Here is a 24,844-nt window from a genome sequence, read left to right as displayed (position 1 = left end):
GCCTAGGAATGGGCCGCGGGCGGCGCTTGTCCGGCCGCCCGCAGACGAAGTGAGGAGCAGAGAATGGACCGTAACCGAGTCGTGTCGCGACGTCCCCGAGTATCGAAGTCCCGCAAGGGCTGAGGCGTCTTCCAGGGAGTGACGGATGACTGGGATCGTGTGGGACAGGACCGTCCTGTTCCTGTTTCCGCCCGATGCGCTGATGCGGCATCTGTGCACTCCCGTCCTCGACATCCTTGAGGAGCACGGGTTCGAGCCGGTCCGTTACGAGGTGGTGTGGCACCGGCCGCCCAACCAGGACGCCTTTCACGAAAGCAAGATCACTTCCGCTTGGAAGGCCTACTTCTACCGGCAGGTCGACCTGGTGTTCGACCTCGGGCCCAGCCTCGTCCTGCTGGTAGAGGACAGGTGCACGGCTGACGCTCACGCGAGGCTGCGTGCCCTCAAGGGCGCCAGCGACCCGGCGCAGGCGGCGCCCGGCACCATCCGGGGCGACCTGCGCGGCGTCAACGTCATGCTGGACATCGTGCACAGCTCGGACAGCCCGCAGGACTCCCGGCACGAGGCGGAGATCTTCCTCGGCCCGGGCTGCGGCACCCCGCTCGACGGCGACCAGCGGGCGCTGCGCGACCTGGTGGCGCTGCTGGAGGCGGGCATCCCCAAGGAGAGCAGGGAGTTCGACGACGTGCGCGCCGGAGTGCGCTCCCGGGTGGTGGCCGCGATCTGGCACGAGCTCGACGACGAGGCGCGCAAGCTGGCCCCGGAGCTGGCCGCGAGCGCCCGGCCGGGCGCGGGCGCGGAACTGGCCGCCCTGCTGCCGCCCCGCCATCCGCTGGCCGACCTGCTGGCCTGCGAGTTCCTGCCCGGCCTGCCGCGCGTGGACCTGCGCAGGGCCGCCGCCCTGCTCGCCTGCTACGGCCTGGCGCTCGACCGCTGGGAACAGGCGGTTCTGCAGACCTCGATGCTCTTCCCGCCCCTCCGGCGTTCGGAGTGAGAGTTCGGTGCTCTTCCCGCTCCTGCGGCGTTCAGGGTGACAGTTCGGTGCTCTTCCCGCCCCTCCGGCGTTCAGGGTGACAGCTCGGTGGTCCGGGCGCTCCACTCGACGACCGGCTCGAGCGCCGGGTCGAGGGCGAGGACCCAGGCCGGCAGCTCGACCGCCCGGCAGCCACGGGACAGCTTGGCCCGCCAGCTGCCCTGGCCGTAGTGGAGGCGGGTGACGCCCTGCTCGGCGGCGTGGCGGGCGGGCTCGTAGAAGACGGTCGCGAAGTAGGTGTGGCGGGCCGCCGCGGAGCCGTACCACCTGGCGGTGCTGACGCAGTACCACGTCTCCCGGTGAGGGATGAAGAGGGCGTAACCCACCAGGTGGTCGTCGTGCTCGGCGCTGAACAGCAGCGCTCCGCCGTCGCACAGGGCCGCCAGGCGGTGTGCGACGGCCGCCGGGTCCGCCGCGCCGCCGTACTTGCGGGAGTGCAGGCACTTCAGGTCGACCATCCCCGGCACCGGCCGGGAGATGTCGCTCACGCGCAGCCGTACCCCTGCCTCGGCCAGCCGGCGCAGCTCGCGCCGGGCCTCGCTGCGGCGCTTGGCCGGGAGCCGGACGCCGGGTGAGAGCTCGCACGAGTAGGACAGGGGGATGCGGGCGAAGCCCCGGCGCCCCAGGACCTGCTGCAGCTCCGGTGTGGTGGTGTACAGGAAGGCGACGGCGCGCAGGCCCTCGGCGCGTGACCAGGCCACGATTTCCTCCACCAGGTCGCCGAGCGTCGCGCCGTCGCGGGCGGCCGGGCCGAGCGGGTGGCACTCGTAGCCGGGCAGCATGACGATCAGGTGCGGGGTCCAGGCCGGGGACCCCGCGAACCGCCGGCGGGCGGCGCGGGCGGCCTCGCTGAGCGGCAGCTGCGCCGGGTCGGCGGTGAGGATGTACGGCAGGTCGAAGGGCTCTCCCGGATGCGCGCCGCGCACCACCGTGCCGTGGAGCACCGCCCCGTCCAGCTCGAAGGTGTACGGCAGGCCGGGCACCCGGTCGCGCATCGCGGCCAGCCACCGGCCGGTGGCGAAGAGCGGCCCGTCGGCGATCGGGCGCAGGCCGGCCGTGACGCGCATCAGACCTCCAGCAGGCAGGCGTCCAGGCCGAGCCGGACCAGCCCGTGCTTGAGCTTGAAGACGGCGTTGCCGCGCCCGCCCTCGAAGAGCGTACGGTCCTCGCGTATGGCCTGCTCGACCGTGGCGGCGTGGAGCAGGGGGTAGGGGCTGAAGCGGCCGTCGACCCGGTAGTCGACCCCGCAGGCCCAGGCGTGGAAGCGGTGCCGGTCGCGCAGGCAGACACCGGCGGCGATGAGCCGCTCGCCCTGACGGACCTCGACCGCCTGCGCGAGATCGCCGAGCGCGGTGACGAAACCGGCGAAGAGCTCGGGCGGGTAGAAGCCGCTCGAGCCGTGCTTGGCCGCGGTCATGGCGCACAGCCTGCCGATCTCGGCGAGGTCGGCGGTGCCCGCGGGCCTGACCGTGTACGACACGCCGGCCTCGGCGGCCCGGCGGCGGTTGCGCCGCAGGTTGGCCCGGCCCCTCGGGGTGGCGGGGGCGGCGTGGTCCGTCACGCCGCGCAGGTCGAGGCGGAAGCGGTCCTCGATGTGCTCGGCAGGGAAGCCCAGCTCGATCAGGGACTCGCGCAGGGGCGAGCCGTGGGCGACGTTGACGAAGCCGTACCAGGCCGCGCCCAGCTCGCCGGCCAGCTCGCGCATCGCGTCGACGACCGCTTCGAGGTGGGGCGCGCCGGGCAGCCAGGCGTCGTAGCAGTGCCAGACGTGGCTGAGCAGGCCAGGCTCCTGGCCGGTCAGGGGATAGCGGGCGCGGAGCTGGCCGAGCGGGTCCAGGCCGTCGATCAGCGAGACGGGCAGGACGGCCACGGCCCGCCCCCGTTCGCGGACCACGAAATAGCGAAACAACTTCACCGGCGTCAGCGGAAAGCTCTCGTATGCCCGCAGATAACGAGATTGATAGAAAACAGGCGCCCCCGAGGCTGCCACGACGCCATCCCATTCCGCGCCGTCAAGGGCTTCGATTGACGTGAATATGCCAACTTCCACGTTCTCTCTCATATCGCCCTTTCTTTGGATGTAGAACGATATTAAGCATTAATTGAGGCAAGGAGGAAGTCGTGGCTCATGTCGTCTTCCACAATAAGGTGGGCGGATCGGAAACCCTGGAGGCCGCCCCCGGCCGGCCGTTGACGGAGGTGCTGACGGCCCACGGCATTCCGGTCAACGCGGTGATCACCCTGCGGAACGGGAAGATCGTCCCCGAGGAGACGACCGTCGTCGGCGAGCACGACGTCATCGAGCTGCGCCAGGTGCGCCACTACGACCTCGACGTCACCCGCCGGCCCGCCACCACCGTGTACGGCACGCCCGACCCGATCTACACCAAGTCCATCCTGTTCGACACCGCCGGAAGCCTGGAGCGGCGCGTCGAGCAGTTCGACGAGGAGAGCTTCGTCCGCTACGTGGAGGAGACCTTCGTCCAGAGCGTCCTCAGCCACGGCGTGCTCAACCCGGGCGACTCGGTCGTGATCGGGCTGTCCGGCGGCCGTGACAGCGTCGCCTTCCTCAAGCTCCTGGAGCGCACCCGGCACCGGCTGCCCGACTTCTCGATGACCTCGGTGACCATCACCGGCCTGCCCGACTGGGAGGAGCCGGCCACCTTCGCCGCCGCCAGGGCCTCGGCCGAGGGGCTCGGCATCGACCAGGTCATCGTCGACGCCGCCGACATCGAGCGGGTCTTCAAGCTCCGCCGGCCCTTCGTGGAGGCCATGAACAGCGTCGTGGGAGGGGATCGGCGCCACCTCAGCATGGTCGTCGGCCACCAGGTGCTGCGGCGCATGCTGGAGAACCACGCCGAGAGCATCGGCGCCGGCACGGTCGCCTTCGGCTTCAACGCCGACGACCTGGTGGCCAGCATGGTGACCTGGCTGACCAGCGGTTACCGGATGGGCGGCATCCCCGTGCGGCACATCGGCGGGATGCGCTACATCTTCCCCCTCTACCGCATCCCCAAGAAGGAACTGACCATCTACCTGGAGCTGGTGGCGCCCGAGCTGAACCGCCAGGGCACCCCGGGCCGCTTCACCACCGGACCCCAGGAGCGCTCGATGGCCTACGCGATGGCCGACCACCTCTACGGGCTCTGGCCGGGGATCGACTACTACCTGTTCGAGGCCTTCGCCACCATGCAGCGCTCCATGTTCCCGCTGGTCGAGGACAAGTGCCGGGTCTGTGAGGGGGTGTTCGTGCTCCAGGAGGGCGTGCGCAACCCCATCGGCGTCTGCGACGTCTGCGACTTCTTCGCCCGGCAGGAGTTCGCGTGACAGGCTGGTACACCGGCTACTTCACCGAGGACTACTGGCGGTTCGCGCGGCACGAGTACACCGCCGAGCGCACCGCCGCCGAGGTGGACTACCTGGTGAAGGTCCTGGCCGAGCACGCGCCAGGGCGGCGGGTGCTCGACCTGGGCTGCGGGACGGGGCGGCACGCGGTCGAGCTGGCCCGGCACGGGTACGAGGTGACCGGCGTGGACGTCTGCCCGTGGGCGCTGGAGCAGGCCCGCGCGGCGGCCGTCCGGGCCGGGGTGCCGCTGGAGCTGGTGCCCGCGGACCTGCTGACCCGCGCCGAGCTGCCGGTCGTGGACGCGGCGATCTGCGTGCAGTCCTTCGGATGGGGACGCGACGACGAGCAGCTGGCCTTCCTGCGCCGGGTCAGGGACCGGCTGGCGCCCGGCGGCGTGCTGGTCCTCGACCACTCCAACGTCGCGGCGATCCTGGCCGGCTACCGGCCGACGGCGCGCTTCGAGGCCGACGGCGAGGTCTTCGACTTCCTGCGCTCCTACGACCCGCTGTCGGGGCGCAGCCGCGGGGAACTGCGCGTCACGCGGCGCGACGGCACGGTCGCGGTGCTGCGGGACGACGTCCGGCTCTACCTGCCGGGCGAGGTGGCGCGCCTGGTCGGGGAGGCGGGTTTCGAGCTCCTGCGCGCGGACGCGGACTTCACCGCCGGGTCTGCGGTCCGGCCAGGGACCCGTTACGTCCAGCTCGTGGCGGTCGCGCCGGCCCGCCCCGAGCCGGCCGTGCTCCGCCACGCGACCGCCGAGCCAGGCGTGGACCTGCGGTGGGCGCCGGACGAGGTCGAGTTCGTACGGGACGCCGTCGAGCGCGCCTGGCACGGCGTCGGCGAACCCGGCGAGGCGGCCCGGCACTACGCCCTGGACGACCCCTACGGCGGCGCCCGCTCCGCGCCGGTCCTCAGCCGCCACTTCGCCGTGGAGCTCAGCCCAGGCCAGGTGGTGACCGGAGCCGGCACGACGGGGCTGCTGCACGCCCTGGCCGGGCCGGGCAGGCTGCTGCACGGCCCGCACGCCCATCCCGACCTGCCGGCCTGGGCCGCCCGGCGGGGCGCCGACGTGCGCGTCTTCGACCGGTGGCAGGACGTGGCGGCGCAGCGGCCCACCATGGTCCTGCTCGACCGCCCCGGCGTCCGCGGCGACCTGCTGCCCCTCGACCACGTCGCCGAGCTGGCCGAGGCGGTGAGCGCGGTGGGCGGGGTGCTGGTGGTCGACGAGGCGTGCGCCACCTACCTCGGCCCGGCGGCCAGCGCCGTCCCGTTGACCACCCGGGTACCCGGCCTGGTCGTGCTGCGCAGCCTTTCCAAGGGTTACTGCTGCGGCGGGCTGCGCGCGGGGTTCGCGATCTCCTCTCCCGACGTGGCCGCCGCCGTGCGGGCCGCGGTGCCGCCACTCGGCGTGTCGGCCCTGTCCCTCGAGCTCGCGCTGCGCCTGCTCGACCAGGGTGACGTGCTCGCCCCGCTGCGGGCGGCGGTGGCCGCGGCCAAGCCGGAGCTCGTGGCCGCCCTGGCCGCGCTCGGCTGCCGGGCCGAGGCAGGACACCCCGACCTGCCGTGGGTGGTGACCGAGGACGAGCTGCCCGCCGGGCTGGCGGGCCGGCGGCTGCCCGGACTGACCCGCGTCAGCGTGCCGCTGTCGGCGGCACGCAGGAGCGCCCTGCGCCGGATGGCGGCCCGGACGGAGGCCCAGTCAGTGGCCCGAACGGCGGCCCGGACGGAGGCTCGAACAGTGGCCCGACCAGTGGCCCGGACGGTGGAGAGGTGAACGTCGGCGAAGCCGTCCGCCTGGTCCATGCCGGATTCGACGTCGACCAGGCCGTCAAGGACGTCGCCGAACTGGCCGGGTTCGACCGCTACCAGGCCTCCGACGGCGTCATGGCCGCCGCGCGGTACGTCGCCGACCGCGCCGAGCAGGCCGGACTGCGCGATGTCCGGCTGCTGGAGTTCCCGGCGGACGGCACCCGGCGTTGGTGGAGCTTCCGGTCGCCCCGTTCGTGGACGCCCGTGCGCGCCGAGCTGGCCGGGGTGGCGCGCTACCCCGACCAGCCCTTCGCGCTGGCGGCCTACTCGGCGCCGACCCCCGGCGAGGGGATCATGGCGCCGGTGGTCCGGCTGCGCTCCGGGGAACTGCGCGGCGCGCTGGTGGTGCACGACGACCCCCAGACGCCGGTGGCGGCCGCGATCGAGCTCGCCGCCCGCCACGGCGCGCTGGGCCTGGTCACCGACCGCCTGCCCGGGCCCGGCCGGATCGAGCTGCCGCCGGGCGGCCCGCTGGTGGCCTTCAGCCTGACCTCCGCCCAGGTCGCCGAGCTGGTACGGCGGGGCCGCGTCCGGGTCGTGGTCCAGGTGCACGAGCGGGCGCCGATGCCGCTGGTGACGGGCGTGCTGCCGGGCGAGGCGGCCGAGGAGGTGCTGCTGTCGGCCCACCTGTGCCATCCCCGGCCGAGCGTCAACGACAACGCCTCGGGCGCCGCCGCGCTGCTGGGAGCGGCGGCCGTGGCCAGGGACCTGCCCAGGCGCAGGGGCATCAGGTTCGTGTGGGGGCCGGAGTTCACCGGCATGGCCGCCTACCTTCACGACGTGGCCACCACCGTGCCCGTCGCGGCGGTCAACGTCGACATGGCAGGGCAGGACCAGCGCCGGTGCGGCGGGCCGCTCATCGTCGAGCGCAGTCCCGACCACCTGCCCGGTCTCGTCAACGCCCTCGCCGAGCACGTCGTGGCGGCCCTGCCGCAGGCCGCCCGCTCGTACTCGGGCGCGGTGGCCTGCGACACCTGGGCCTGGCGGGCGACGCCGTTCGTCGGCGCCTCCGACCACAGCCTGCTGGTGGACTCCGCCATCGCCTGCCCCACGGTGTCGCTCGGGCACTGGCCTGACCGGTTCAACCACAGCGCCGCCGACACCCTGGACAAGCTCGACCCCGACGAGCTCAGGCGCACGGCCGCGATCGCCTGCGCCACCGCGGCCGTGCTCGCGGGGGCGGCAGGCGATCGCGGCGAACTGGAGCGGATCGCGATGGGCTGGGGCGCGGCCCGCGTGATGGAGTGCCTGCCGGGGCGGGAGCGGGCCACCCGGGGGTTCCTGCGGCACCGTACCGCCGTGGCGCTGGGGGCGCTCGACGGGGTGGACGCGCTCTACGGGCCGGGTGGCGGCCGGTCCCGCGACTGGCTGCGCGCGCTGTCCGGGCACCTGGCGGACCTGCTTCCCGGCGAGGATCCGGCGGGGGCCGGCGGGCCGCGGCTGCGCCGTACCTGGTCAGGGCCCTTCAACCTGCGCGGGCTGGCCGAGGCGGCGGGTCCGGCCGGGCGGGCGTGGATCGACGGGCAGGTGGCGGCGGAGCGGGCCCGCTCCTACGCGCTCATGCTCGCGCTGGCCCACGGCATCGACGGTGAACGGGACCGGGCGGCCGTCACCACGTACGCCGCCCACGCGGCGGAGCTGCCGGTCCCCGGCGAGTTCGCGAACGACTTCCTGACCGTCCTCGTCGAGGCGGGCTGGGCGGAGGAGGGCTGATGCGCCAGTTGCTGCGTGACCGGCGGTTCCTGCTGCTGTTCCTGGGCCAGACGATCAACATGGTCGGCGACCGGGCGCTGCTGGTGGTGCTGGCCATCTACGTCAAGGAGCTGACCGGCTCGGACGCGATGGCCGGGGTGGTCTTCGTGCTGCTGTCGGTGCCGTCGTTCTTCGCGCCGCTGACCGGGCTGCTGGTCGACCGCTTCCCCCGGCGGCTGACGCTGATCGTCAACGACCTGGCCGCCGGGGTGCTGGTGCTGGGCCTGCTGCTGGTGCGGCATCCGGGCGACCTGTGGATCGTCTTCGTCGTGACCCTCGGGTACGGCTTCGCCAACCAGATCTTCACCGCCGCCCGGGGCGGCCTGCTGCACTCGATGGTGCCCGACGGGATGCTCGGCGAGGCCAACGGGCTGTTCAGCTCGCTCGGCCAGGGGCTGCGCATCTTCGGGCCGCTGCTGGGCGCCGCGGTCTACGCGAGCCTCGGGCTGGGCGCGGTGGCGCTGCTGGACACCGGGACCTTCCTGGTGTCGGTGCTGGTGCTGCTGATGCTCAAACGGGCGCCCGACCTGGCCCGGCCGCAACCGCACGAGCGAGGCCGGTTCCGGGCCGATCTGGTGGCCGGGGTCCGGCACATCCTGGGCGACCGCGAGCTGCGCGGCGGCGTGCTGGCGGTCGCGGCGGCGCTCGGCGCGGCCGGTCTGGTCAACCCGGCCATGTTCGCCGCCGTGGAGCAGGGGCTGGGGCGTCCGGCGGCCTTCATCGGGGTCATCGGCGCCTTCCAGGGCGCGGGATCGGTCGCCGGCGGGTTCGTGGTGGGCCGGCTCATCAGACGGTTCGGCGAGCACCGGACGGCCGCGATCGGGTTCGCCCTCAGCACGGCCGGGCTGGCGCTGGTCATTCCCACGACCGACGTGACGATGTGCGTGGCGGGGATCTTCGTCGGCCTTTCCATTCCCATCTTCATGGTGGCCACCACCACGCTCGTGCAGCGGCGCACCGAGAGCGGACTGCAGGGCCGGGCGTTGACGGCGATGGACGCGGTCATCGACCTGCCTTTCGTGCTGTCGATGGCGGCCGGGGCGTGGATCGTGGGGCTGGTGGAGTATCGCGTGATCTATGCCTTCAGCGCGACGGCCTTCGCGGCAGTGGCGGCGTATGTGCTGGTGGCAAGGCAATGGCGGGTTGATGCCAGCATTTCTCATGCTAATTGACCCGAAAACTCCGGATTTCTAGAGTTAAATGCATCGGGTAGTGGACAAATTGTCCACCCGGCGCAGGAGGCGCATGTGATCAGGGAAAGCGTCCAGGCCACGGTAAAGACGCCAATTATGACAACTCCGGAATTCGTCGAGAAGATGCTGGCCGCACGCCAGGAGGTGCAGGTCGTGAAATTCCGGACGACGTGCACCGATTGTGTGCCGAACTACTGAGATGACCGGGCCCGGGACAGGGATCGCGCCCCGTCCCGGGCCTTCCCTGTGCGATGTGCCCGGCCTGGTTCTCGACGAGCTGGGCCGGGCGGGTCGCGGCGTGGTCGTGCTGGCCGTCGACGGGCTGTCCTGGCAGGCCGCCGGCCGGGCATGGCGGGCGGCCGAGCTGAGCTGTCTCACCTCGACGTTCCCGAGCACGTCCGCCACCGCCTGGATGTCGTCGATCACCGGTGCGTCCGTGGCCGAGCACCTGGTCGTGGGCGCGGCCTACCGGGAGCGGGCCGGAGGTCCGCTGGTCGACGTGATCACGGGGAAGACCCTCGCGCGACCGGTCGACGGGCGCCCGGCGGCACGGGAACCGACGGGACCGGCCGCGGGGACGGCCGCGGGACCGGCCGGGCGGACAGGCGCGGGACCGGCCGTCGGGATGGCCGCGGAGACAGCCGTGGGACCGGCCGGGGGGATGGCCGATGGGATGGTCGGCGGGATGGCCGGTGGGGTTGCCGGCGGGAGGGCGCTCGCGGGATGGCCGACGCTCTTCGAGCGGGCGGCAGGGGTCGCCGATGCGGTCGTGGCCGGCCGCGAGCTGGACACGCTCGCCAGCCCGTGGGTGACCGCCCTGACGCGCGGCGCGCGCCGTACCCCCGCCTCGGGGAGACTCACCCGCGACCCGCAGGAGCTGGTGGCCGGGGTGGCGGCGGACGTCGAGGCGGTCATCGGGACGCGGCGGGCGCGCCCGCTGCTGCTGTGGATCTACGTCAACCTGGACGACCACGTGCACCGCCACGGCTACGACGGCCGGGCCGTGGACGCGCTGGGCCGGCTGGAGCGGCACGCGCTCGACTGGGCCCGGCGGGGCTGGCACGTGATGGCCTGGTCGGATCACGGGCTGGTGCCCGCCACGCCGGACAGGGAGCTGGTGGAGCGGTGGGCGCGGCTGGACACGCCGGAGCTGTGCGAGCTGCCCGGCGGCGGTGCAGGCCGGGTGCGCTGGCTGTATCCCCGGCCCGGCCGCGAGGAGGAGGCCACCGAGCGGCTGGCCGCCGCGCTCGAGGGCCACGCGCAGGTGCTGCCCGCGACCGCGCTGGGGGAACTCGGCCTGCTGGAGCCGACCGGGCCGGTGCGTGAGCGGATCGGCGCGGTGGTGGCCGTCGCCACCTCGCCGCGCTTCCCGATCCCCGACCCGGGGCTGGCCTTCGAGCACGGGGCCCGCAGCCCCGAGGAGACGCTCGTGCCGCTGGCGCGCTGGGTCAGATCCAGCCGCGCCTAGCGGCCTCCGCGCCGGCCTGGAACCGGCTGGTGGCGTTGAGGTTCTCCATCACGCTGGCCACGCGGCGGGCGAAGGTGCGCTTGCTCAGGTGCAGCCGGGCCGCGGCCCGGTCGTCGGTCAGCCCGTCGTTCAGCGCCCGCAGCACCTCGTGCTCCTCCTGCCCGCCGGGCACGCAGCCGCGCTGCTGGTCGGTCAGGATCCGGTGGATGGTGTCGAACACCCCCGCCACGGAGGCGGCGACCAGCGGGTTGGCCACCCGCTCAAGCCGGTCGGCGGCGGGCTGGTCGGGGTGCGGCACGTAGACGACCATCCGGTCCCGCACCAGCACCTGGTACGGCAGGCCGGCCACGGCGTGCACCATCGCGCCCGCCTGCCATGCCTGCGTGAAGGGCGAGGTGCGGCCCGGCTGCCCGGGCCCGTGCAGGATGCGGATCGCCAGGCGCCGCCGGGCCAGCTTGGCGAACAGCCGCGGCAGGGAAGGATGCATCCGGTCCGGCTCGGCCGACAGGACCAGCAGCTCCGAGCGGGTCTGCTCGGCCAGTTCCAGTTCGACGAGCGAGATGCCGAGGTCGGAGGGGGAGTGATCGCGATCCGCGTTCCGGGTCGTGCGGGGCCTGTGCTGTGCGGTCAGAGACATCGATACCAACCAGCTCACCTGAGGGGGACCATCTGCCATGAACGGTAGATGGGCGCTATGTGGATGCGATTTCGGCGAGTTATCGGTATTTATCGGTACATGTCGGGGGTGATTCGGATCCGCTCGGTAGAAGTCCATGTGCACCGCCACAAATACCGCCCACCCTTCTCGGCATTTGTGGCATTACCGATCTTCCGCGGGTACCGTACGATCTTCGGTGGAGAGAGCTCAGGAACGGCATCTGACCACGTCTGAGACGAACCCAGGTGGGCATGCGCATGGAGTTTCGCATCCTCGGTCCCCTCGAGGCCGTCTCCGGTGATCGGCATATCCCGCTGGGCGGGCCCCGCCAGCGCGCGGTCCTGGCGATGTTACTGATCAACGTCGGCAGGGTGGTCACCACCGACCGGCTCGGGACGGCCATCTGGGGGCACCGGCCGCCGGCCACCGCCCGCAACCAGGTGGCGATCTGCGTCTCCGGGCTACGCCGCGAGTTCGCCGCCGCAGGAGTCGCCCACGACCCCATCGTCACCGCGCCCTCCGGCTACCTGCTGCGCCTGGGCGAGGACGACGTGCTGGACGTCAAGCAGGTCGAGGAGATGCTGCGCCAGGGAAGGGCGGTGCGCGCGGCCGGCCGTCCGGAGAAGGCCTCGGAGTTCCTCGCCGACGCCCTGGCGGTGTGGCGGGGCGAGCCGCTGACCAGCGTGGAGGGCGAAGTGATCCGCTCGGAGGCCGAGCGGCTCAGGGAGTGGCGCCTGGCCATCCTGGAGGAGTTCTTCGAGGTCGAACTGGAGCTCTCGCGCGACTACCAGATCGTCGGGGAGCTGACCGCTCTGGTCACCGAGTTCCCGCTGCGCGAGCGGCTGCGCGCGCTGCTGATGCTGGCCCAGAGCCGGGCCGGGCGCCGGGCCGAGGCCCTGGCCACCTACCAAGAGGGCTACCGGCTCAGCGTGGAGCGGCTCGGGCTGGAACCCGGCGAGGAACTGGCCGGCCTGCACGAGGCCATTCTGCGCGGCGAGGCCGGCGCGCGGCAGGGCTGGCTGCCGGTGGAGCGTTCCGCGGCCGGCGCTCCGCCCGCCGTCCCCGCGCAGCTCCCGCCCGACGTCGCCGGCTTCGTCGCCAGGGAGAGGGAACTCGGCTACCTCGACCAGCTGCTGGAGCGCAAGCTCGAGAACGGCCTGCCGTTCATCGCGGTCATCACGGGCATGGGCGGCGTGGGCAAGAGCGGCCTGGCCGTGCACTGGTCGCACACCATCGCCTCCCGCTTCCCCGACGGGCAGCTCTTCGTCGACCTCAACGGCTACTCCGAGACCGGCCCGCCGCTGTCTCCCTTCGACGTCATCGACAACCTGCTGCGGGCACTGAGTGTCTCCCGCAACCACCCCCTGTCCACGCTGGAGGAGCGGGCGGCCACGTTCCGCAGCGCGCTGGCCGGACGGCGGGTGCTGCTCGTCCTCGACAACGCCCGCGACTCCGGCCAGGTCCGTCCCCTGCTGCCGGGAGCGACGGGCTGCGCCGTGGTGGTGACCAGCCGCGACCAGCTCACCGGCCTCATCACCCTGGAGGGCGCCACCCCGCTGCGACTGGGCGTGCTGGAGCCGGAGGAAGGCGTGGGCGTGCTGGCCCGCATCGCCGGCGAGCAGCGGGTGAGCGAGGACATCGAGGGCGCCATGCGGCTCAGCGAGCTCTGCGGCGGGCTGATGCTGGCGCTGCGGGTGGCCGCCGCCCGGCTGGCCATCAGGCCGTCCTGGACCAGCGCGGACCTGGTCGCGCGCCTGACCGACGAGAGCCGTCGCCTGGACGAGCTCAGCCAGGGCGAGGTGGACCTGCGGACCAAGTTCATCCTCAGCTACCGCGACCTGGCCCCGCAGGTGGCGGTCATGTTCCGGCGGCTGGCGCTGATCGACGTGGCCGAGTTCGGCCCATGGCTGGGGGCGGCGCTCCTGGAGGTGCCCGAGGGCCGCGCGCAGGACCTGATCGAGCAGCTCGTCGACGCCCAGCTCCTCGAACTGGGCCAGCCCCGTCTGGGCGGGCAGGCCCGCTACCGCTTCCACGACCTGGTCCGCCTGTACGCGCGCGAACGCGCCCTGGCCGAGGAGAGCGAGCACGAGCGGGAGGCCGCCCTGCGCCGCGCCCTGGGCTGCTGGCTCGGGCTGGCGGAGGCGGCCCACGCCCGGCTGCTCGGCGGGGACTTCGCGGTCCTGCACGGCTCGGCCGCGCGTTACCCGCTGGCTCCCGCGGTGCTCGACCGGCTGCTGGCCGACCCCATCGAGTGGTTCGAGGCCGAACGCCAGCAGCTGCTGTCGGCCATCGGACAGGCCGCCGCGGCGGGTTACACCGAGCTCTGCTGGGACCTGGTGATGACCTCGGCCACGTTCTTCGAGTCACGCAGCTACTACGACGACTGGCGGGCGACGCACGAGCTGGCGCTGACCGCCGCGCGGCGGGCGGGGAACGCGCGCGGCGAGGCGGCCATCACCTACGGCCTGGGCAGCCTCCAGCTCTTCCGCCAGCGCTACGACGCGGCCGAGCCGCTGCTCCTGCGGGCCGTGAGCATGTTCGCGGAACAGGGCGAGGACCACGGCCGCGCCCTGGCGCTGCGCAACCTCGCCCTGCTCGACCGCATCGCCGGCCGCTTCGAGCTGGCGCTGGATCGCTACGAGGAGGCGCGCGGCGTCCTGCGGGCGCACGGCGACCGGGCGGCCGAGGCGCATGTCACGGCCTGCGTCGCGCAGGTGCGGATGGAGCGCAGGGAGTACGGTGCGGCCGAGTCGCTGCTCAGGCTGGCCCTGGGCATGTTCGAGGAGATCGGCCACCAGCGCGGGGTGGCCCAGGCGCTGCACCGGCTGGGCGAGGTCCTGCTGCGCACACAGCGGATCGACGCCGCCCGGCAGACCCTCGAGAAGGCACTGGAGACGGTGCAGCAGCTGCGCGACGTGGTGGGCGAGTCCTACGTGCTGCGGGTGCTCGGCGAGACCTACGCCAAGCAGGGCCGTACGGAGAACGCGGAGAAGGCGCTGCTCACCTCCCGGGACATCGCCTACCGGGTCAGTGAGCAGTTCGTGGTGGGGGCGGTCTCGCTGGCGCTGGGCAATCTCTACTTCGGGACGGGGAACGCCGCGCTCGCCCGCAACAACCTGACCCTGGCCGCGAAGGTCTTCGAGGAGCTGGGCGCCAGGGTCTGGCACGCGCGCGCCCTGGAGGCGCTGGCCGCCACCGAGGCGATGCTCCACAACGACCAGGGGGCGCACGAGCTGTGGGCCCGTGCCTCCGCCCTGCTCGCTGCGGAGCGCGGCTGAACGCTGCTGAGCGCGCCGCTACGGCTTGGGGACGACGATGACGGTCCCTGTCCAGTGGAAGTTGCTGGCGCCCTCGCCGGGGCCGCCGGGCTCGTCCGCACCGGCCTGGGCCAGGCCGCCGGAGAGGGCGGTCAGGATCGCGGCAAGGACGACCGTGGTCGCGAATCGGCGCATCATCGTGGGTCCCTTCTGAGTGGATGGTTGCGCGACGGGAGGGGCGGGGCGAGCGGCCAGGGGAGCGGGCCCGGCACGTCCGTGGTGCCTCCGGTGCCGAAGGCGGACGTGGTCGCGCCGGCCGTCTCGCCGCCGTCGACGACGAGCTCCTGGCCGGTCATGAACGAGGCCTCCGGGGAGGCCAGATAGTGGAAGGCGGCGGCGATCTCCTCCGGCTGGGCGTGCCTGCCGAGCGGGATGGTGCGGTTGACCTCGTCGAACATCCCCGGGGTGTACTCGGCTTCCTGCATGGGGGTCAGGACCGCTCCCGGGCTGACACAGGCCACGCGCACCTGAGGGCTCAGCTCCAGCGCGAAGGTGCGGCACAGCGCCAAGATCCCCGCCTTCGTGGCGTTGTAATCCGCGTAGTAGGGATAGCCGCGCGAGCCGTTGACGGAGGCGGTCGCCAGCAGCACCCCGTGGCCCTGGCGCGCCATGTAGCCGGCGGCGCAGCGCCACAGGCCGAGCACGCCGAGCAGGTTGACGTCCACCACGCGGCGCGCCGTGGCCTCGTCGATGTTGAGCACCCCGTGCCGGACGCTGATGCCCGCGTTGGCGATCACCACGTCCAGCCGGCCGTGCTCGGCCCAGACCTCGGCCACCGCGGCCTCGACGGCCGGCCAGTCGGTGACGTCGGCCTCCATCCAGCGGACCGGCTCCTCGGGGACCGTGCGGGGCGGCTGCACGTCGAGGTTGATCACGATGTCGCCCGACCGTGCGAAGCGTTGGGCGGTGGCGAAGCCGATCCCGCTGGAGGCGCCGGAGATGACCACAGTACGCATGACGGTCCCCCTCAGAAGATCACCCGCGGGCTCGCGGTCGCCCGGTTGCCGATGGACCTGCGCAGGTTCCTGCTGACCGTCAGCTTCTTCAGCCACCGGTCGGTGCCGTCGTAGCGGGGCGAGAAGGGTTTGCGGCCATGGACCACCAGGTAGTTGTCGATCACCAGCAGGCTGCCCTGCCCGACCACCACGTCCTGCTGCCTGGCCTCCAGCTCGGCCACCAGCGCGTCCAGCGCCCGCTCCGCCTCCGCGTCGCCGTCCACGCACGTCATGAACGGCCGGTCGAGCCGGAGGTAGGGGCGGCGCGGGTCGCCGACGAGGACCGGCACCGGCTCGGGTTCGTCCCGCATCCGGCGCATCAGCTCCAGCGCCGGATGGTCCGGCTGGCGCAGCTCCAGCTGGCGCAGGTGCTCGTCGTCGGGCCTGATGTGGAAGCGGGGCCGGCCCAGCAGTTCCTCCTGCTCGGGCGGCAGCTCCAGCTCACGCACCGACGAGACGGTGGTCGGCACGCGGTCGTGGTTGCGCAGGCCGAACAGCAGCAGGTAGTCGCAGCGCAGCGGGTGGAAGCCGTCCTCGGTGTGGAACTCCAGCAGGGACTGGCTGCCGTGGCCGCTCTGCCGCATCTCGTCGCCGCGGATCGGGACGATGTTCTGGACCATCCGGCCGCCCTGCAGGGTGGACCAGGCGAAGGGCTCGCCCAGGACCATCCCGCACAGGGCGAGGAAGATCTCCGCCTCGCTCGCCGTCCGCGACTGCCCGGCGCCCGACCAGTGGTCGGGGGTGGGGCCGAGCGCCCGGTCGTCGACGGGGAAGCCGTGCACCATGCAGACGCCGGCCGGCTCCGTGCGGCGGAAGTCCTCCAGGAAGCGCCGCAGTCCCACCGGCAGCTCCTCGCGGACGTGCCAGCACCGGTCGTAGAAGCCCGGGTCGGCGGGGTCCTCATCCAGGGCCCTGATGCGCTCGGCGACGGCCAGTATCGCGTCCACCTCCTTGCCGTCGAGGAGGTACTCGACCGTCTCCGCCGTCATGCGAGCGCTCTCCTGACGCTGGCGGGGCGGATGTCGGTCCAGCTGCGCTCGACGTGCTCCAGCGCCGCGGCGCGGCTGTCGGGGCCGAAGACCACGCTCCATCCCTCGGGCACCTCGAAGGCCGCCGGCCACAGGGAGTGCTGCTCCTCGGCGTTGACCAGGACGAGGAAGACGCCGTTGGCGTCGTCGAAGGGGTTGGCGCTCATGTCAGCCCTCCGGGCGCAGATCGAACAGGATGCCCCTGGGCGGGGCGGCGAAGTGGCGCTCGTCGGCGCACACCCATCCGGACTCCCGGAAGGCCTCGTGCCACTCCTCGCGCGTGGGCAGGTAGACCCCCATCAGCGCGTGCACGAGCTCGAAGCCGAGGGTGAAGATGCGCGTGTCGGGGCCGGGCAGCGTCTCGCTCCTGACCACGTCGCACAGCAGCAGCCGCCGCGCGTTGGGGAAGGCGGTGCGCAGCTTGCGCAGGCCCGCCACGCAGGTGGCCTTGGGCCAGAAGTCGTGGCCGAGGAAGACACAGGTGATCAGGTCGACGTCGGCGAACTCCGGCCTGGGCTCCAGGTTCCGCACGTCACCCGTGACGATGCTGATCCGGTCGGCCATACCGGCCTCCGCCACCGACGCCCTGGCCAGTTCCACCGCGGCCGGCGCGACGTCCACGCCCACCCCGCGCACCCCTGGCCGGCGACCGGCGGCGCCCATCAACCGCTGGCCGGAGCCGCAGCCGAGGTCGGCGATGACCTCGTAGTCCAGTTCCGCCAGGAGCTCGACGAAGTGCGGCTCGACCTCCGTGTCGCCGATCAGCCGGGAGCCGACCGCCACCGCCCGCATGTCCCTGGTGTAGAAGTCGCCGGTCCGGTCCTCGGTCCTGGCGACCTCCGGCACCACGGAGAACAGCTCGCCGCAGCCCCGGACCATCCAGTAGAAGTAGCCGCGCGCGGCGTAGGCGCTCTCGAAGAGCGGGCCGGTGACCGCCTTGTCGTCGGCGACCTCCACGACCTCCGCCCACGAGAGCGTCACCAGAAGCTGGCGCACCACCCCGCGGTCGAGCCCGTCCGCCTCGGCGGTCTCGAAGGAGTAGCTGCCCTGCTCCTTCAGCGCCTCCAGGATGCCCAGCTCGGCGGCCGCCGACAGGGACACCGCGACGAGATAGGACGAGAACAGGTCCGCAACCGGGCCGCGCGTGAAATCCGCGCTCATGGGATTCTCCTTTTTCGCCGACATTTCGCTCACGCTTTTCCGGAATCGGCCCAGAGCGTGTCCATGGTCTCGTGCGTCAGCACCGTCTCCAGGTCGCTCTTGGCGGCGTAACCCATATTGATGATCGTGCGCACCCCGGCGCTGATCGGATAAACCCGGTGCAGGGTGGTGTTCGTGCGCATGACGTACAGGTCCCCGGCCCGCACCTCGAACGAAAGGGTGGGATTGCCGAGAAACGCGCGATGGATGGCCGGATCCTGCTTGTTCCATGTTGTGCCGGGCACGCACTGGACGAATCCGCCGTGTTCGGCGGGCGGGCACTCGACGACCCAGACCAGCGCGAAGCTGTAGTCGTCCCAATGCCAGCCGTGGGTGTCGCCGTTGTGCTCCAGGCGGGTGATGACGTACTGCTCCGGCTCGTACGGACAGGCCAGCACCGGCTCGTCCACGATCTCCGAGAGCAGCCCGACGAGCGCTTCCGACTCGTACAACGCCGGGATCACGCTGCTGCGCTCCGCGATCTCCGCCCGCGTCACGTTGCGCATCCTGCGCGGTGTGCCGCCGGTTTCCTTGAATCGCAGATCGCGCCGCACGCCGGATTCTTCGATGAGGGAGAGCACGTCGCCCGACACCGCCTCCTTGATGCTCGGCGGCACCAGGAAAGATGCCGTCGCGAAGCCGTGGGCGGCGAATTTCTGCCGGGCCGCCGACAATTCGTCGGCCAGTCCGGGGCGGCGTGCATGCTGGTTCAGCTCCTGCAGTATGAGGGCATTCACTGCGGGGATCCTTCGCTTCGCCTGATGGGGATCTCGCTGCTACGGAACGTAGGGCCGCGAGTGGGGGCGGAAAAGCGCCCGGCGCGACTGTGGCGAGAAATCGCCATTCATTCCCGGCGCGACCGGGTGCCGGGCCGGCCCTTTTACGCTGGGCGGGCATATGAATTCCCCGGTTAGACAGGATGCGCCATGCTCACCGGCGTCCCCCTCTTCCTCCTCCAGCTCATCGTGATCCTCCTGCTGGCCGTGCTGCTGGGCCGGCTGGCCGCCCGCTTCGGACAGCCGGCCATCGTCGGGGAGCTGTCGGCGGGACTCCTGCTCGGCCCGGCGGTGCTGGGACAGCTGGCGCCCGAATGGTCGCAGTGGCTGCCCAAGCCGGGCTCCGGCGCCCTGATCGACGCCATCGCCCAGCTGGGCGTGCTGCTGCTGGTCGGGCTCACGGCGGCGCAACTCGACCTGGCCGCGCTCGGCCGGCAGGCGGGCACCCTCGCCCGGATCAGCGCCTGGGGGCTGCTGGTGCCGCTCGCGCTCGGGGTGGCCGCGGGCTTCGCGGCCCCCGAGGTGCTGCTCGGGCCGGGCACCCGGCGCGAGGTCTTCGCCATCTACTTCGGCGTGGCGCTGTGCGTCAGCGCCATCCCGGTCATCGCCCGCACCCTGACCGACCTGCGGCTGCTCGACCACCGCATCGGCCAGCTCATCCTGGCCTCCGGCGCGTGCCAGGACGCCGTCGGGTGGGTGCTGCTCGCGGTCGTCGGCGCGATGGCGGCCACCGGCCTGGACGTCGGCGCGCTGGGCCTGTCCGTCCTCTGGCTGGCGGTGCTGCTGGCCGTGGTCCTGGCCGCCCGGCCCCTTGCCCGCCGCGTGCTGCGCGGAGGCGAGCAGGCGCCCACCATGACGATCGTGGTGGTGATGATCCTCACCGCCGCCCTGGCCGCCCACGCCGCCGCGCTGGAGCCGGTCGTCGGGGCCTTCATCGCCGGCCTGCTCGTGGGCGTCAAGGGCGGAGCCGACCCCAGGCACCTGGCCACCCTCCGCACGGTCGTCATCGCCGTGCTCGCCCCCGTCTTCCTCGCCTTCGCCGGGCTCCACCTGGACCCGGCCGCCCTGGCCGACCCCGTGGTGGCCGCCGCGGCGGCGGCCGCGCTGGCGATCGCCGTCCTGGGCAAGCTCGCGGGCGGTTACGTCGGTGCCCGCACCAGCGGGCTGTCGCACTGGGAGTCCTTCGCCATCGGCGCCGGGCTCAACTCCCGCGGCCTGATCGAGGTCATCGTCGCCACGGTCGGCCTGCGGCTGGGCATCCTCACCCCGGCCGCCTACTCGATCATCGTCCTGATCGCCGTCACCACCTCGCTCATGGCGCCTCCCCTGCTGCGGATGGCGCTCGCCAGAGCTTCGATTGGAGAGCCGGATGGCCGTCGCCAGAGTGAACGGAACCACGATCACCTACACTGACCACGGCTCGGGCGAGCCGGTCATCCTCGTCATGGGCACCGGCAGCCCCGGCCACGTCTGGCAGCTGCACCAGGTGCCCGCCCTCCTCGCCGCCGGCTACCGCGTGATCACCTTCGACAACCGCGGCCTGGCGCCGGACGGCGGGCCCATGCCCGAGATCGACGACCTCGTCGGCGACCTGGCCGCGCTGATCGAGACGCTGTGCGGCGGGCGGTGCCGGGTCGTCGGGGTGTCCATGGGCGCCCACGTGGTCCAGGAGCTGCTGCTGGGCCGGCCCGCGCTGGTCTCGCAGGCCGTGCTCATGGCCACCCGCGGGCGGCCCGACCACTTCCGTGCCCGGCTGTGCGCCGCCGAGGCCGAGCTGTACTCCAGCGCCGTGGAACTGCCGGCCGCCTACGGCGCGGCGCTGCGGGCCGTGCTCAGCCTCTCCCCGCACACGCTCAACGACGAGCGGGAGGCACGCAAGTGGCTGGACCTCTTCGAGGTCTTCCCCACCGCCGCGGCGGTGATGCGGGCGCAGAGCCGGCTCGAGAACATCTCGGACCGGCTCGACGCCTACCGGTCGATCAGCGGGCGGTGCCTCGTCATCGCCTTCGAGGACGATCTCATCACCCCGCCCCACCTGGGCCAGGAGGTGGCCACGGCCATCCCGGGCTGCCGGTACGCGCAGGTCGCCAAGTGCGGCCACTACGGGTACCTGGAGCAGCCCGACGAGGTCAACTCGCTGATCATGGACTTCTTCTCCGCCTCCTAGCCCGGCCGTCAGGTGGTGGTCAGCACCGGTAGCCTCCGACGGGAGCTGACCAGGGAGCGGCGCGGCCGGGGCAGCGGGTCGACCCCGGTCTCGACGAGGACGAGGCTCATCGCCCGCTCACCCTCGACGAAGATCAGCCCCCGTTCCCGCAGCGCGGCCACGTGCTCGGCGGCCTCGGGCGCGAGACGGTCGAGGCGCGTCGGGCGCTCCAGCGTGACGAGCACGTCGGCCACCGCGGGATCGAGCGGGTACCGCAGGGGCGAGCCGGACCGGGAGTCGTGGACGACCCAGACGCCGTCGTCGTCCCGCTCCATGCGCAGCTCCGGCGGCGTCCCTTCCCAGGAACCGAGCCAGGCGCCCACGGCCGCGCTGAGCGGCCGGATCCAGCGGGCGACCCCGATCATGTACGGCGAGACCGCCCGGTCGGTGAAGTAGTAGGCGAGCCGCCGCAGCGACTCCTCGGGGAAGGGGTAGGTCAGCCGGTAGTGGTCCACCGGATGCAGGTCGAGCCCGAACTCGGCGGCGTTGTTGAAGTAGGGGCTGTAGCGGTCGAACCGCACAGGGAAGACGCCCTCGGGCGGCGGCAGGTGGGTCAGGAGCGGCAGGTCGTCCACGTACTTGGCGAAGGTCGACTCGGGCTCGCCGGGGAAGCCGATGAGCAGGTTCCAGGCGGGCGAGATGCCGTAGCGCACGCAGTTCTTGAGCAGCTGGATGTTCTGGAAGGAGGAGGAGCCCTTCTTCATCAGCTTGAGCGTGCCGGTGGACAGGGCCTCGATGCCGGGCTGGATGCGGTTGACGCCGGCCCTGGCCATCTCGGCCATGTCCTGCTGGTCGAGGCCCACCTTGACCTCGTAGAAGATCGAGGCCTGCGGCGGGGGCTGGATCCTGGGCAGGACCTCGGTGAGGTACTCCAGGGGCATGATGTTGTCGGTGCAGGAGTAGACGGTGCACCATGGCGCGTAGGAGAACAGGCGCTCGAACTGGGCGACCGCCTTGTCCGGCGACATGGCCCGGTAGGCCATGCCCTGGCCGTTGAGACCGCAGAACGTGCAGTGCGAGCGCTCGCCCCACCAGCAGCCGCGGGAGGTCTCGAAGAAGAGGATGGGCTCCACCTTGTCCTCGACCGCGGCGGTGAGCTCGTCGAAGGACGTGGCGAAGGAGGCGTAGTCGGGCTCGACGCTGTCGTCGATGTCGGTGTCGGCCCCGATGGCGCGGCGGTAGCGCTCCTCGTGGCAGTTGTCCCGGGAGACGACGCCGAGGATCGTGTGCGCCGCCGGCAGCTCGCCGTCGAGCATCGCGCGCAGGAAGCGGGGGAAGGTGTTCAGCGCCGGGCCCGAGAAGACGAAGTCGAGCTGCGTGGCGTGCTCGACCAGGGCCGCGCCCATCGGGGCCTCGCAGTTGGCGCCGCCCATGACGGTGACGGTGTCCGGGGCGCGGTCCTTGACGATCCTGGCCATCGCCAGGCTGGGCACGGTCTGCATGAACATCGAGCTGAAACCGACCAGGTCGGCCTCGGCCAGGCGGTACTTGTCGGCCAGGAAGGCGCAGAACTCGCCCAGCCGGTCCCGGCGGCGCAGCAGCTCCGCGCGGAAGGGGGCGCGGTCGGGGCCGGCGAAGTAGCGGGCGAAATACTGCTCGCCGTTGTCGGGCTCCTCGGGGAAGGCGACCTGGCGGAAGAGCCAGTCGCCGATGCCGGCCACGTGCTGCTCCATGCCTTCGGCGATGGCGTCGTAGAGCTCGGTGCCGAAGAAGCGCACGAAGTCGTGGTTGAGGTAGCAGACGCGCACGTCGATCTCGGCGCCGAAGTCGCGGCGGACCAGCGCGCCGAGCTGGCTGAGGGCGAAGGAGGGTCGTCGCCGATCCGCGAACGGCATGTTGACCAGGGCAACGTCAAGCACTGAGAGTCCTTTCGCCTTCCGTTCGCCAGACGGAGTACTGGCGGAAGCCGTAGAGGAGGGGAGTTTCGGGGGCGCTGTGGATCTCGGTCACCCGGCCGAGCACCAGAGCGTGGTCGGTGACCGTCCAGACCTGCTCGACCAGGCATTCGGCCCAGCCGTGCAGATCCTCCTCGAGGCGGGGCAGGCCCAGCCGTCCGTAGGGTGACCACTGGACGGAGGAGAAACGGTCGGCGGTGAGGGAGGAGAACAGTTCGGCGACGGGGCGGGCCCGGGCGGGCAGGAGGTTCACGCCGAAGCCGCCGGAGCCGAGGGCGGCGGCCAGCGTCCGGCTGTGGATGTTCATGCTGACCAGGAACGTGGGCGGGCTGAGCGTGACGCTGATGAGCGACGAGCAGGTCAGGCCGCAGGGCTCGCCCTCCGGGCTGATGGCGGTGACCACCGCCACCCCCGTCGGGTAGGCGCTCATGAACATGCGGCAGGACTCCACCAGGGCGGTGGTCATCGCAGGCTCGTCAGGTATTCGTGCGCGGTGGGCAGGGCGGCGACCATGCGTTCCGCGGCGGCGCGGACCCCGGCGAACTCGGCCCGCGCCCGCGCCGGATCGATGTGGTGGAGCGCCGGACGCGGGCGGAGCGGCGCGTGCCCGAGCCCGAGCAGCATGGTGATCCACGAGTACAGCTCGAAGCCGTGGTAGTACGGGTAGACGGCGCTCTCGTCCGGCAGCCGGCCGGCAGCCAGCTCCAGCAGGTCCGACAGGCTCTCGGGGATCTTGCGGCGCTTGGTCTCCTGCCAGTACGGCGTGTCGGCGCGGGCGCCGGCCCGGTAGTGCAGGATCAGGAACTCCTTGACCCCGTCGATCACCCGGGCCACCTTGTCGTTGTAGCCCTTGCTCAGCAGCGGGTCCCAGCGCTCGTCGGGGAAGTGCTTGACCAGCTGCTCGATGCCGTGCTGGATGAAGAAGATCCCGGTGGACTCCAGGGGCTCGACGAAGCCGCTGGACAGGCCGATGGCCACGCAGTTGGCCACCCAGGAGCGGTGGTTGCGGCCGATCCGCATGCGGATGTGGTTGGCCTCGAGGTCGTCGCGGCCGGGCGCGGCGAAGGCGCGCAGCGTGCGCTCGGCCTCCTCGGGGGTGCAGAACTCCTCGGAGTAGACGTAGCCGGTGCCGTTGCGGCCGTAGAGCGGGATGGTCCAGATCCAGCCGGCGTCCATCGCGGTCGCCGTGGTGTAGGGGTTGATCAGCTCCTGCTCCTCGCGAGGCACCCGCAAGGCGACCGCGCGGTTGTTCGGCAGCACGTCCAGGAAGGGGCGGAACGGCTCGCCCAGCGTCTCGTTGATGAGCAGGCCGCGGAAGCCGGTGCAGTCGATGTAGAGGTCCCCGGTCAGCCGGCCGTGCTGCCTGGTGGCGACGTGGCTGATCCAGCCCCGCTCGTCCTGCCCGACACCGGTGACGTCGTCGAGCACGTGGCGGACGCCCTGCCGTACTCCCAGGCCGGTCAGGAACCCGGCCAGCTGGGCGGCGTCGAAGTGGTAGGCGTAGGGGAACTGCGCGCGCTGCTCGTCGAGGGTGGAGCGGCCGAGCGTGCCGTCCAGCCCGGAGGCGAACAGGCTGCCGTCGCGCATGCGGGGCGAGCGCCTGGCCTCGCAGAGCCACGGGGTGATGTAGCAGTGCCGGTCGAACGGCTCGGCGCCGTTGAGCCGCAGGTGCCAGTCGGCCAGGGTGAACCCGTCGCTCACGCGCAGCCGCTCGAACGGGTGGTAGAAGTGGGTGCCGTCACCGCGCCAGTTCTGGAACCTGATGGCCAGCTTGTAGGAGGCGGCGCACTGCGGCATCCAGTCCCGCTCGTCCAGCCCGAGGTAGTCGAAGAAGTGCCGGACGGTGCTGAAGGTGGCCTCGCCCACGCCGATCGTCGGGATCCGCGGCGACTCGACCAGGGTGACCGAGACCCGGTCCCCGAAGGCGGCCTTGAGGTAGGTGGCGGTCATCCATCCGGCCGTGCCGCCGCCCACGATCACCACGCTGTTGATCATCGCTACTGTCCTCTCAGGCTGAGCGGCCGCATGTCGGTCCAGATGGTGGCGACGTGGGCGAGGCACTGCTCCCGATCGCCCGCGAAACCCTCGTCCGTCCAGCCGGCGGGGTTGTCCCGGCCGGCGGGCCAGATCGAGTACTGCTCCTCGTGGTTGACGACGACTTTGAACAT

The 24,844-nt window shown here is 72.2% G+C and carries 22 protein-coding genes; 9 read left to right on the top strand and 13 right to left on the bottom strand.

Features of this window, described 5'->3' with window-relative positions; translation table 11 throughout:
• Positions 1 to 145 precede the first annotated feature (145 nt).
• Positions 146 to 994 carry a nucleoside-diphosphate kinase gene (locus tag ACWENQ_RS19865; protein ID WP_452415555.1) on the top strand — a complete coding sequence of 283 codons (849 nt, stop codon included), beginning with the start codon at positions 146 to 148 and terminating at the stop codon, positions 992 to 994.
• 71 nt (positions 995 to 1,065) lie between these two features.
• Here ACWENQ_RS19865 and ACWENQ_RS19860 read toward each other — a convergent pair whose 3' ends face one another.
• Together ACWENQ_RS19860 and ACWENQ_RS19855 are read right to left on the bottom strand one after the other, a co-directional pair.
• Positions 1,066 to 2,100, bottom strand: coding sequence for a GNAT family N-acetyltransferase (locus ACWENQ_RS19860; RefSeq protein ID WP_452415553.1), 1,035 nt, complete (start codon positions 2,098 to 2,100; stop codon positions 1,066 to 1,068).
• Positions 2,100 to 2,948, bottom strand: a complete 849-nt coding sequence (locus ACWENQ_RS19855; RefSeq protein WP_452415551.1) for a GNAT family N-acetyltransferase — start codon at positions 2,946 to 2,948, stop codon at positions 2,100 to 2,102. The genes ACWENQ_RS19860 and ACWENQ_RS19855 overlap by 1 nt, the downstream gene beginning before the upstream one ends.
• Positions 2,949 to 3,154: 206 nt before the next feature.
• Here ACWENQ_RS19855 and ACWENQ_RS19850 point away from each other — a divergent pair, with 206 nt between their 5' ends.
• The 5 genes from ACWENQ_RS19850 to ACWENQ_RS19830 all read left to right on the top strand — a co-directional run bounded on the left by ACWENQ_RS19850 (position 3,155) and on the right by ACWENQ_RS19830 (position 10,601).
• Positions 3,155 to 4,360 carry a hypothetical protein gene (locus ACWENQ_RS19850; protein ID WP_449920624.1) on the top strand — a complete coding sequence of 402 codons (1,206 nt, stop codon included), beginning with the start codon at positions 3,155 to 3,157 and terminating at the stop codon, positions 4,358 to 4,360.
• Positions 4,357 to 6,153, top strand: coding sequence for an aminotransferase class I/II-fold pyridoxal phosphate-dependent enzyme (locus ACWENQ_RS19845; protein ID WP_452415549.1), 1,797 nt, complete (start codon positions 4,357 to 4,359; stop codon positions 6,151 to 6,153). The genes ACWENQ_RS19850 and ACWENQ_RS19845 overlap by 4 nt, the downstream gene beginning before the upstream one ends.
• Positions 6,150 to 7,901 (top strand): DUF4910 domain-containing protein, encoded by a 1,752-nt coding sequence (locus tag ACWENQ_RS19840; RefSeq protein WP_452415547.1) that lies wholly within the window; start codon positions 6,150 to 6,152, stop codon positions 7,899 to 7,901. The genes ACWENQ_RS19845 and ACWENQ_RS19840 overlap by 4 nt, the downstream gene beginning before the upstream one ends.
• Positions 7,901 to 9,112, top strand: a complete 1,212-nt coding sequence (locus ACWENQ_RS19835) for an MFS transporter (protein WP_452415545.1) — start codon at positions 7,901 to 7,903, stop codon at positions 9,110 to 9,112. The genes ACWENQ_RS19840 and ACWENQ_RS19835 overlap by 1 nt, the downstream gene beginning before the upstream one ends.
• Positions 9,113 to 9,386: 274 nt before the next feature.
• The gene (locus ACWENQ_RS19830) at positions 9,387 to 10,601 is read left to right on the top strand and encodes an alkaline phosphatase family protein (protein ID WP_452415543.1); all 1,215 of its coding nucleotides are present in this window, start codon (positions 9,387 to 9,389) and stop codon (positions 10,599 to 10,601) included.
• Here ACWENQ_RS19830 and ACWENQ_RS19825 read toward each other — a convergent pair.
• Positions 10,582 to 11,238, bottom strand: coding sequence for a helix-turn-helix transcriptional regulator (locus ACWENQ_RS19825; protein ID WP_354910839.1), 657 nt, complete (start codon positions 11,236 to 11,238; stop codon positions 10,582 to 10,584). The two genes, ACWENQ_RS19830 and ACWENQ_RS19825, sit on opposite strands and share 20 nt — an antisense overlap.
• A 278-nt stretch (positions 11,239 to 11,516) precedes the next feature.
• On the opposite strand from ACWENQ_RS19825, the gene ACWENQ_RS19820 reads away from it, so the two are divergent.
• Entirely contained in the window at positions 11,517 to 14,537 is a 3,021-nt protein-coding gene (locus ACWENQ_RS19820) for a BTAD domain-containing putative transcriptional regulator (RefSeq protein WP_452415541.1), read from the top strand.
• A gap of 18 nt (positions 14,538 to 14,555) precedes the next feature.
• Here the strand turns inward: ACWENQ_RS19820 and ACWENQ_RS19815 are convergent, their stop codons facing one another.
• The 6 genes from ACWENQ_RS19815 to ACWENQ_RS19790 are packed head-to-tail and all read right to left on the bottom strand — an operon-like array spanning position 14,556 to position 18,536.
• Positions 14,556 to 14,714: a hypothetical protein gene (locus tag ACWENQ_RS19815; protein WP_449920609.1), complete on the bottom strand. Its 159-nt coding sequence runs from the start codon at positions 14,712 to 14,714 to the stop codon at positions 14,556 to 14,558.
• Positions 14,711 to 15,532 (bottom strand): SDR family NAD(P)-dependent oxidoreductase, encoded by an 822-nt coding sequence (locus ACWENQ_RS19810; protein WP_449920606.1) that lies wholly within the window; start codon positions 15,530 to 15,532, stop codon positions 14,711 to 14,713. Before ACWENQ_RS19810 ends, ACWENQ_RS19815 begins: the two co-directional genes overlap by 4 nt.
• Before the next feature lie 11 nt (positions 15,533 to 15,543).
• Complete coding sequence (gene gntD / locus ACWENQ_RS19805; protein ID WP_354910847.1) at positions 15,544 to 16,560, bottom strand: guanitoxin biosynthesis L-enduracididine beta-hydroxylase GntD; 1,017 nt, start codon at positions 16,558 to 16,560, stop codon at positions 15,544 to 15,546.
• Entirely contained in the window at positions 16,557 to 16,766 is a 210-nt protein-coding gene (locus ACWENQ_RS19800; protein WP_449920604.1) for an MbtH family protein, read from the bottom strand. The genes gntD and ACWENQ_RS19800 overlap by 4 nt, the downstream gene beginning before the upstream one ends.
• 1 nt (position 16,767) lies before the next feature.
• Positions 16,768 to 17,760: an SAM-dependent methyltransferase gene (locus ACWENQ_RS19795; protein ID WP_449920601.1), complete on the bottom strand. Its 993-nt coding sequence runs from the start codon at positions 17,758 to 17,760 to the stop codon at positions 16,768 to 16,770.
• A gap of 29 nt (positions 17,761 to 17,789) precedes the next feature.
• Positions 17,790 to 18,536: a HalD/BesD family halogenase gene (locus ACWENQ_RS19790; protein ID WP_354910855.1), complete on the bottom strand. Its 747-nt coding sequence runs from the start codon at positions 18,534 to 18,536 to the stop codon at positions 17,790 to 17,792.
• Between the two features lie 189 nt (positions 18,537 to 18,725).
• On the opposite strand from ACWENQ_RS19790, the gene ACWENQ_RS19785 reads away from it, so the two are divergent.
• Positions 18,726 to 19,988 (top strand): cation:proton antiporter, encoded by a 1,263-nt coding sequence (locus ACWENQ_RS19785; RefSeq protein ID WP_452415540.1) that lies wholly within the window; start codon positions 18,726 to 18,728, stop codon positions 19,986 to 19,988.
• Positions 19,945 to 20,742 (top strand): alpha/beta fold hydrolase, encoded by a 798-nt coding sequence (locus tag ACWENQ_RS19780; protein WP_452415538.1) that lies wholly within the window; start codon positions 19,945 to 19,947, stop codon positions 20,740 to 20,742. The genes ACWENQ_RS19785 and ACWENQ_RS19780 overlap by 44 nt, the downstream gene beginning before the upstream one ends.
• Positions 20,743 to 20,750: 8 nt before the next feature.
• On the opposite strand, the gene ACWENQ_RS19775 is transcribed toward ACWENQ_RS19780, so the two are convergent.
• The 4 genes from ACWENQ_RS19775 to ACWENQ_RS19760 are packed head-to-tail and all read right to left on the bottom strand — an operon-like array spanning position 20,751 to position 24,844.
• On the bottom strand, positions 20,751 to 22,640 hold the full coding sequence (locus ACWENQ_RS19775; protein WP_452415536.1) for a RiPP maturation radical SAM C-methyltransferase: 1,890 nt from the start codon (positions 22,638 to 22,640) through the stop codon (positions 20,751 to 20,753).
• The gene (locus ACWENQ_RS19770; protein ID WP_354910865.1) at positions 22,633 to 23,142 is read right to left on the bottom strand and encodes a flavin reductase family protein; all 510 of its coding nucleotides are present in this window, start codon (positions 23,140 to 23,142) and stop codon (positions 22,633 to 22,635) included. The genes ACWENQ_RS19775 and ACWENQ_RS19770 overlap by 8 nt, the downstream gene beginning before the upstream one ends.
• Positions 23,139 to 24,671 carry a tryptophan halogenase family protein gene (locus tag ACWENQ_RS19765; protein ID WP_452415535.1) on the bottom strand — a complete coding sequence of 511 codons (1,533 nt, stop codon included), beginning with the start codon at positions 24,669 to 24,671 and terminating at the stop codon, positions 23,139 to 23,141. The genes ACWENQ_RS19770 and ACWENQ_RS19765 overlap by 4 nt, the downstream gene beginning before the upstream one ends.
• A gap of 2 nt (positions 24,672 to 24,673) precedes the next feature.
• The gene (locus ACWENQ_RS19760; protein WP_354910868.1) at positions 24,674 to 24,844 is read right to left on the bottom strand and encodes an MbtH family protein; all 171 of its coding nucleotides are present in this window, start codon (positions 24,842 to 24,844) and stop codon (positions 24,674 to 24,676) included.

It is taken from the genome of Nonomuraea sp. NPDC004354, assembly GCF_053602555.1.
This window is presented reverse-complemented; position numbering and strand designations above follow the sequence as displayed.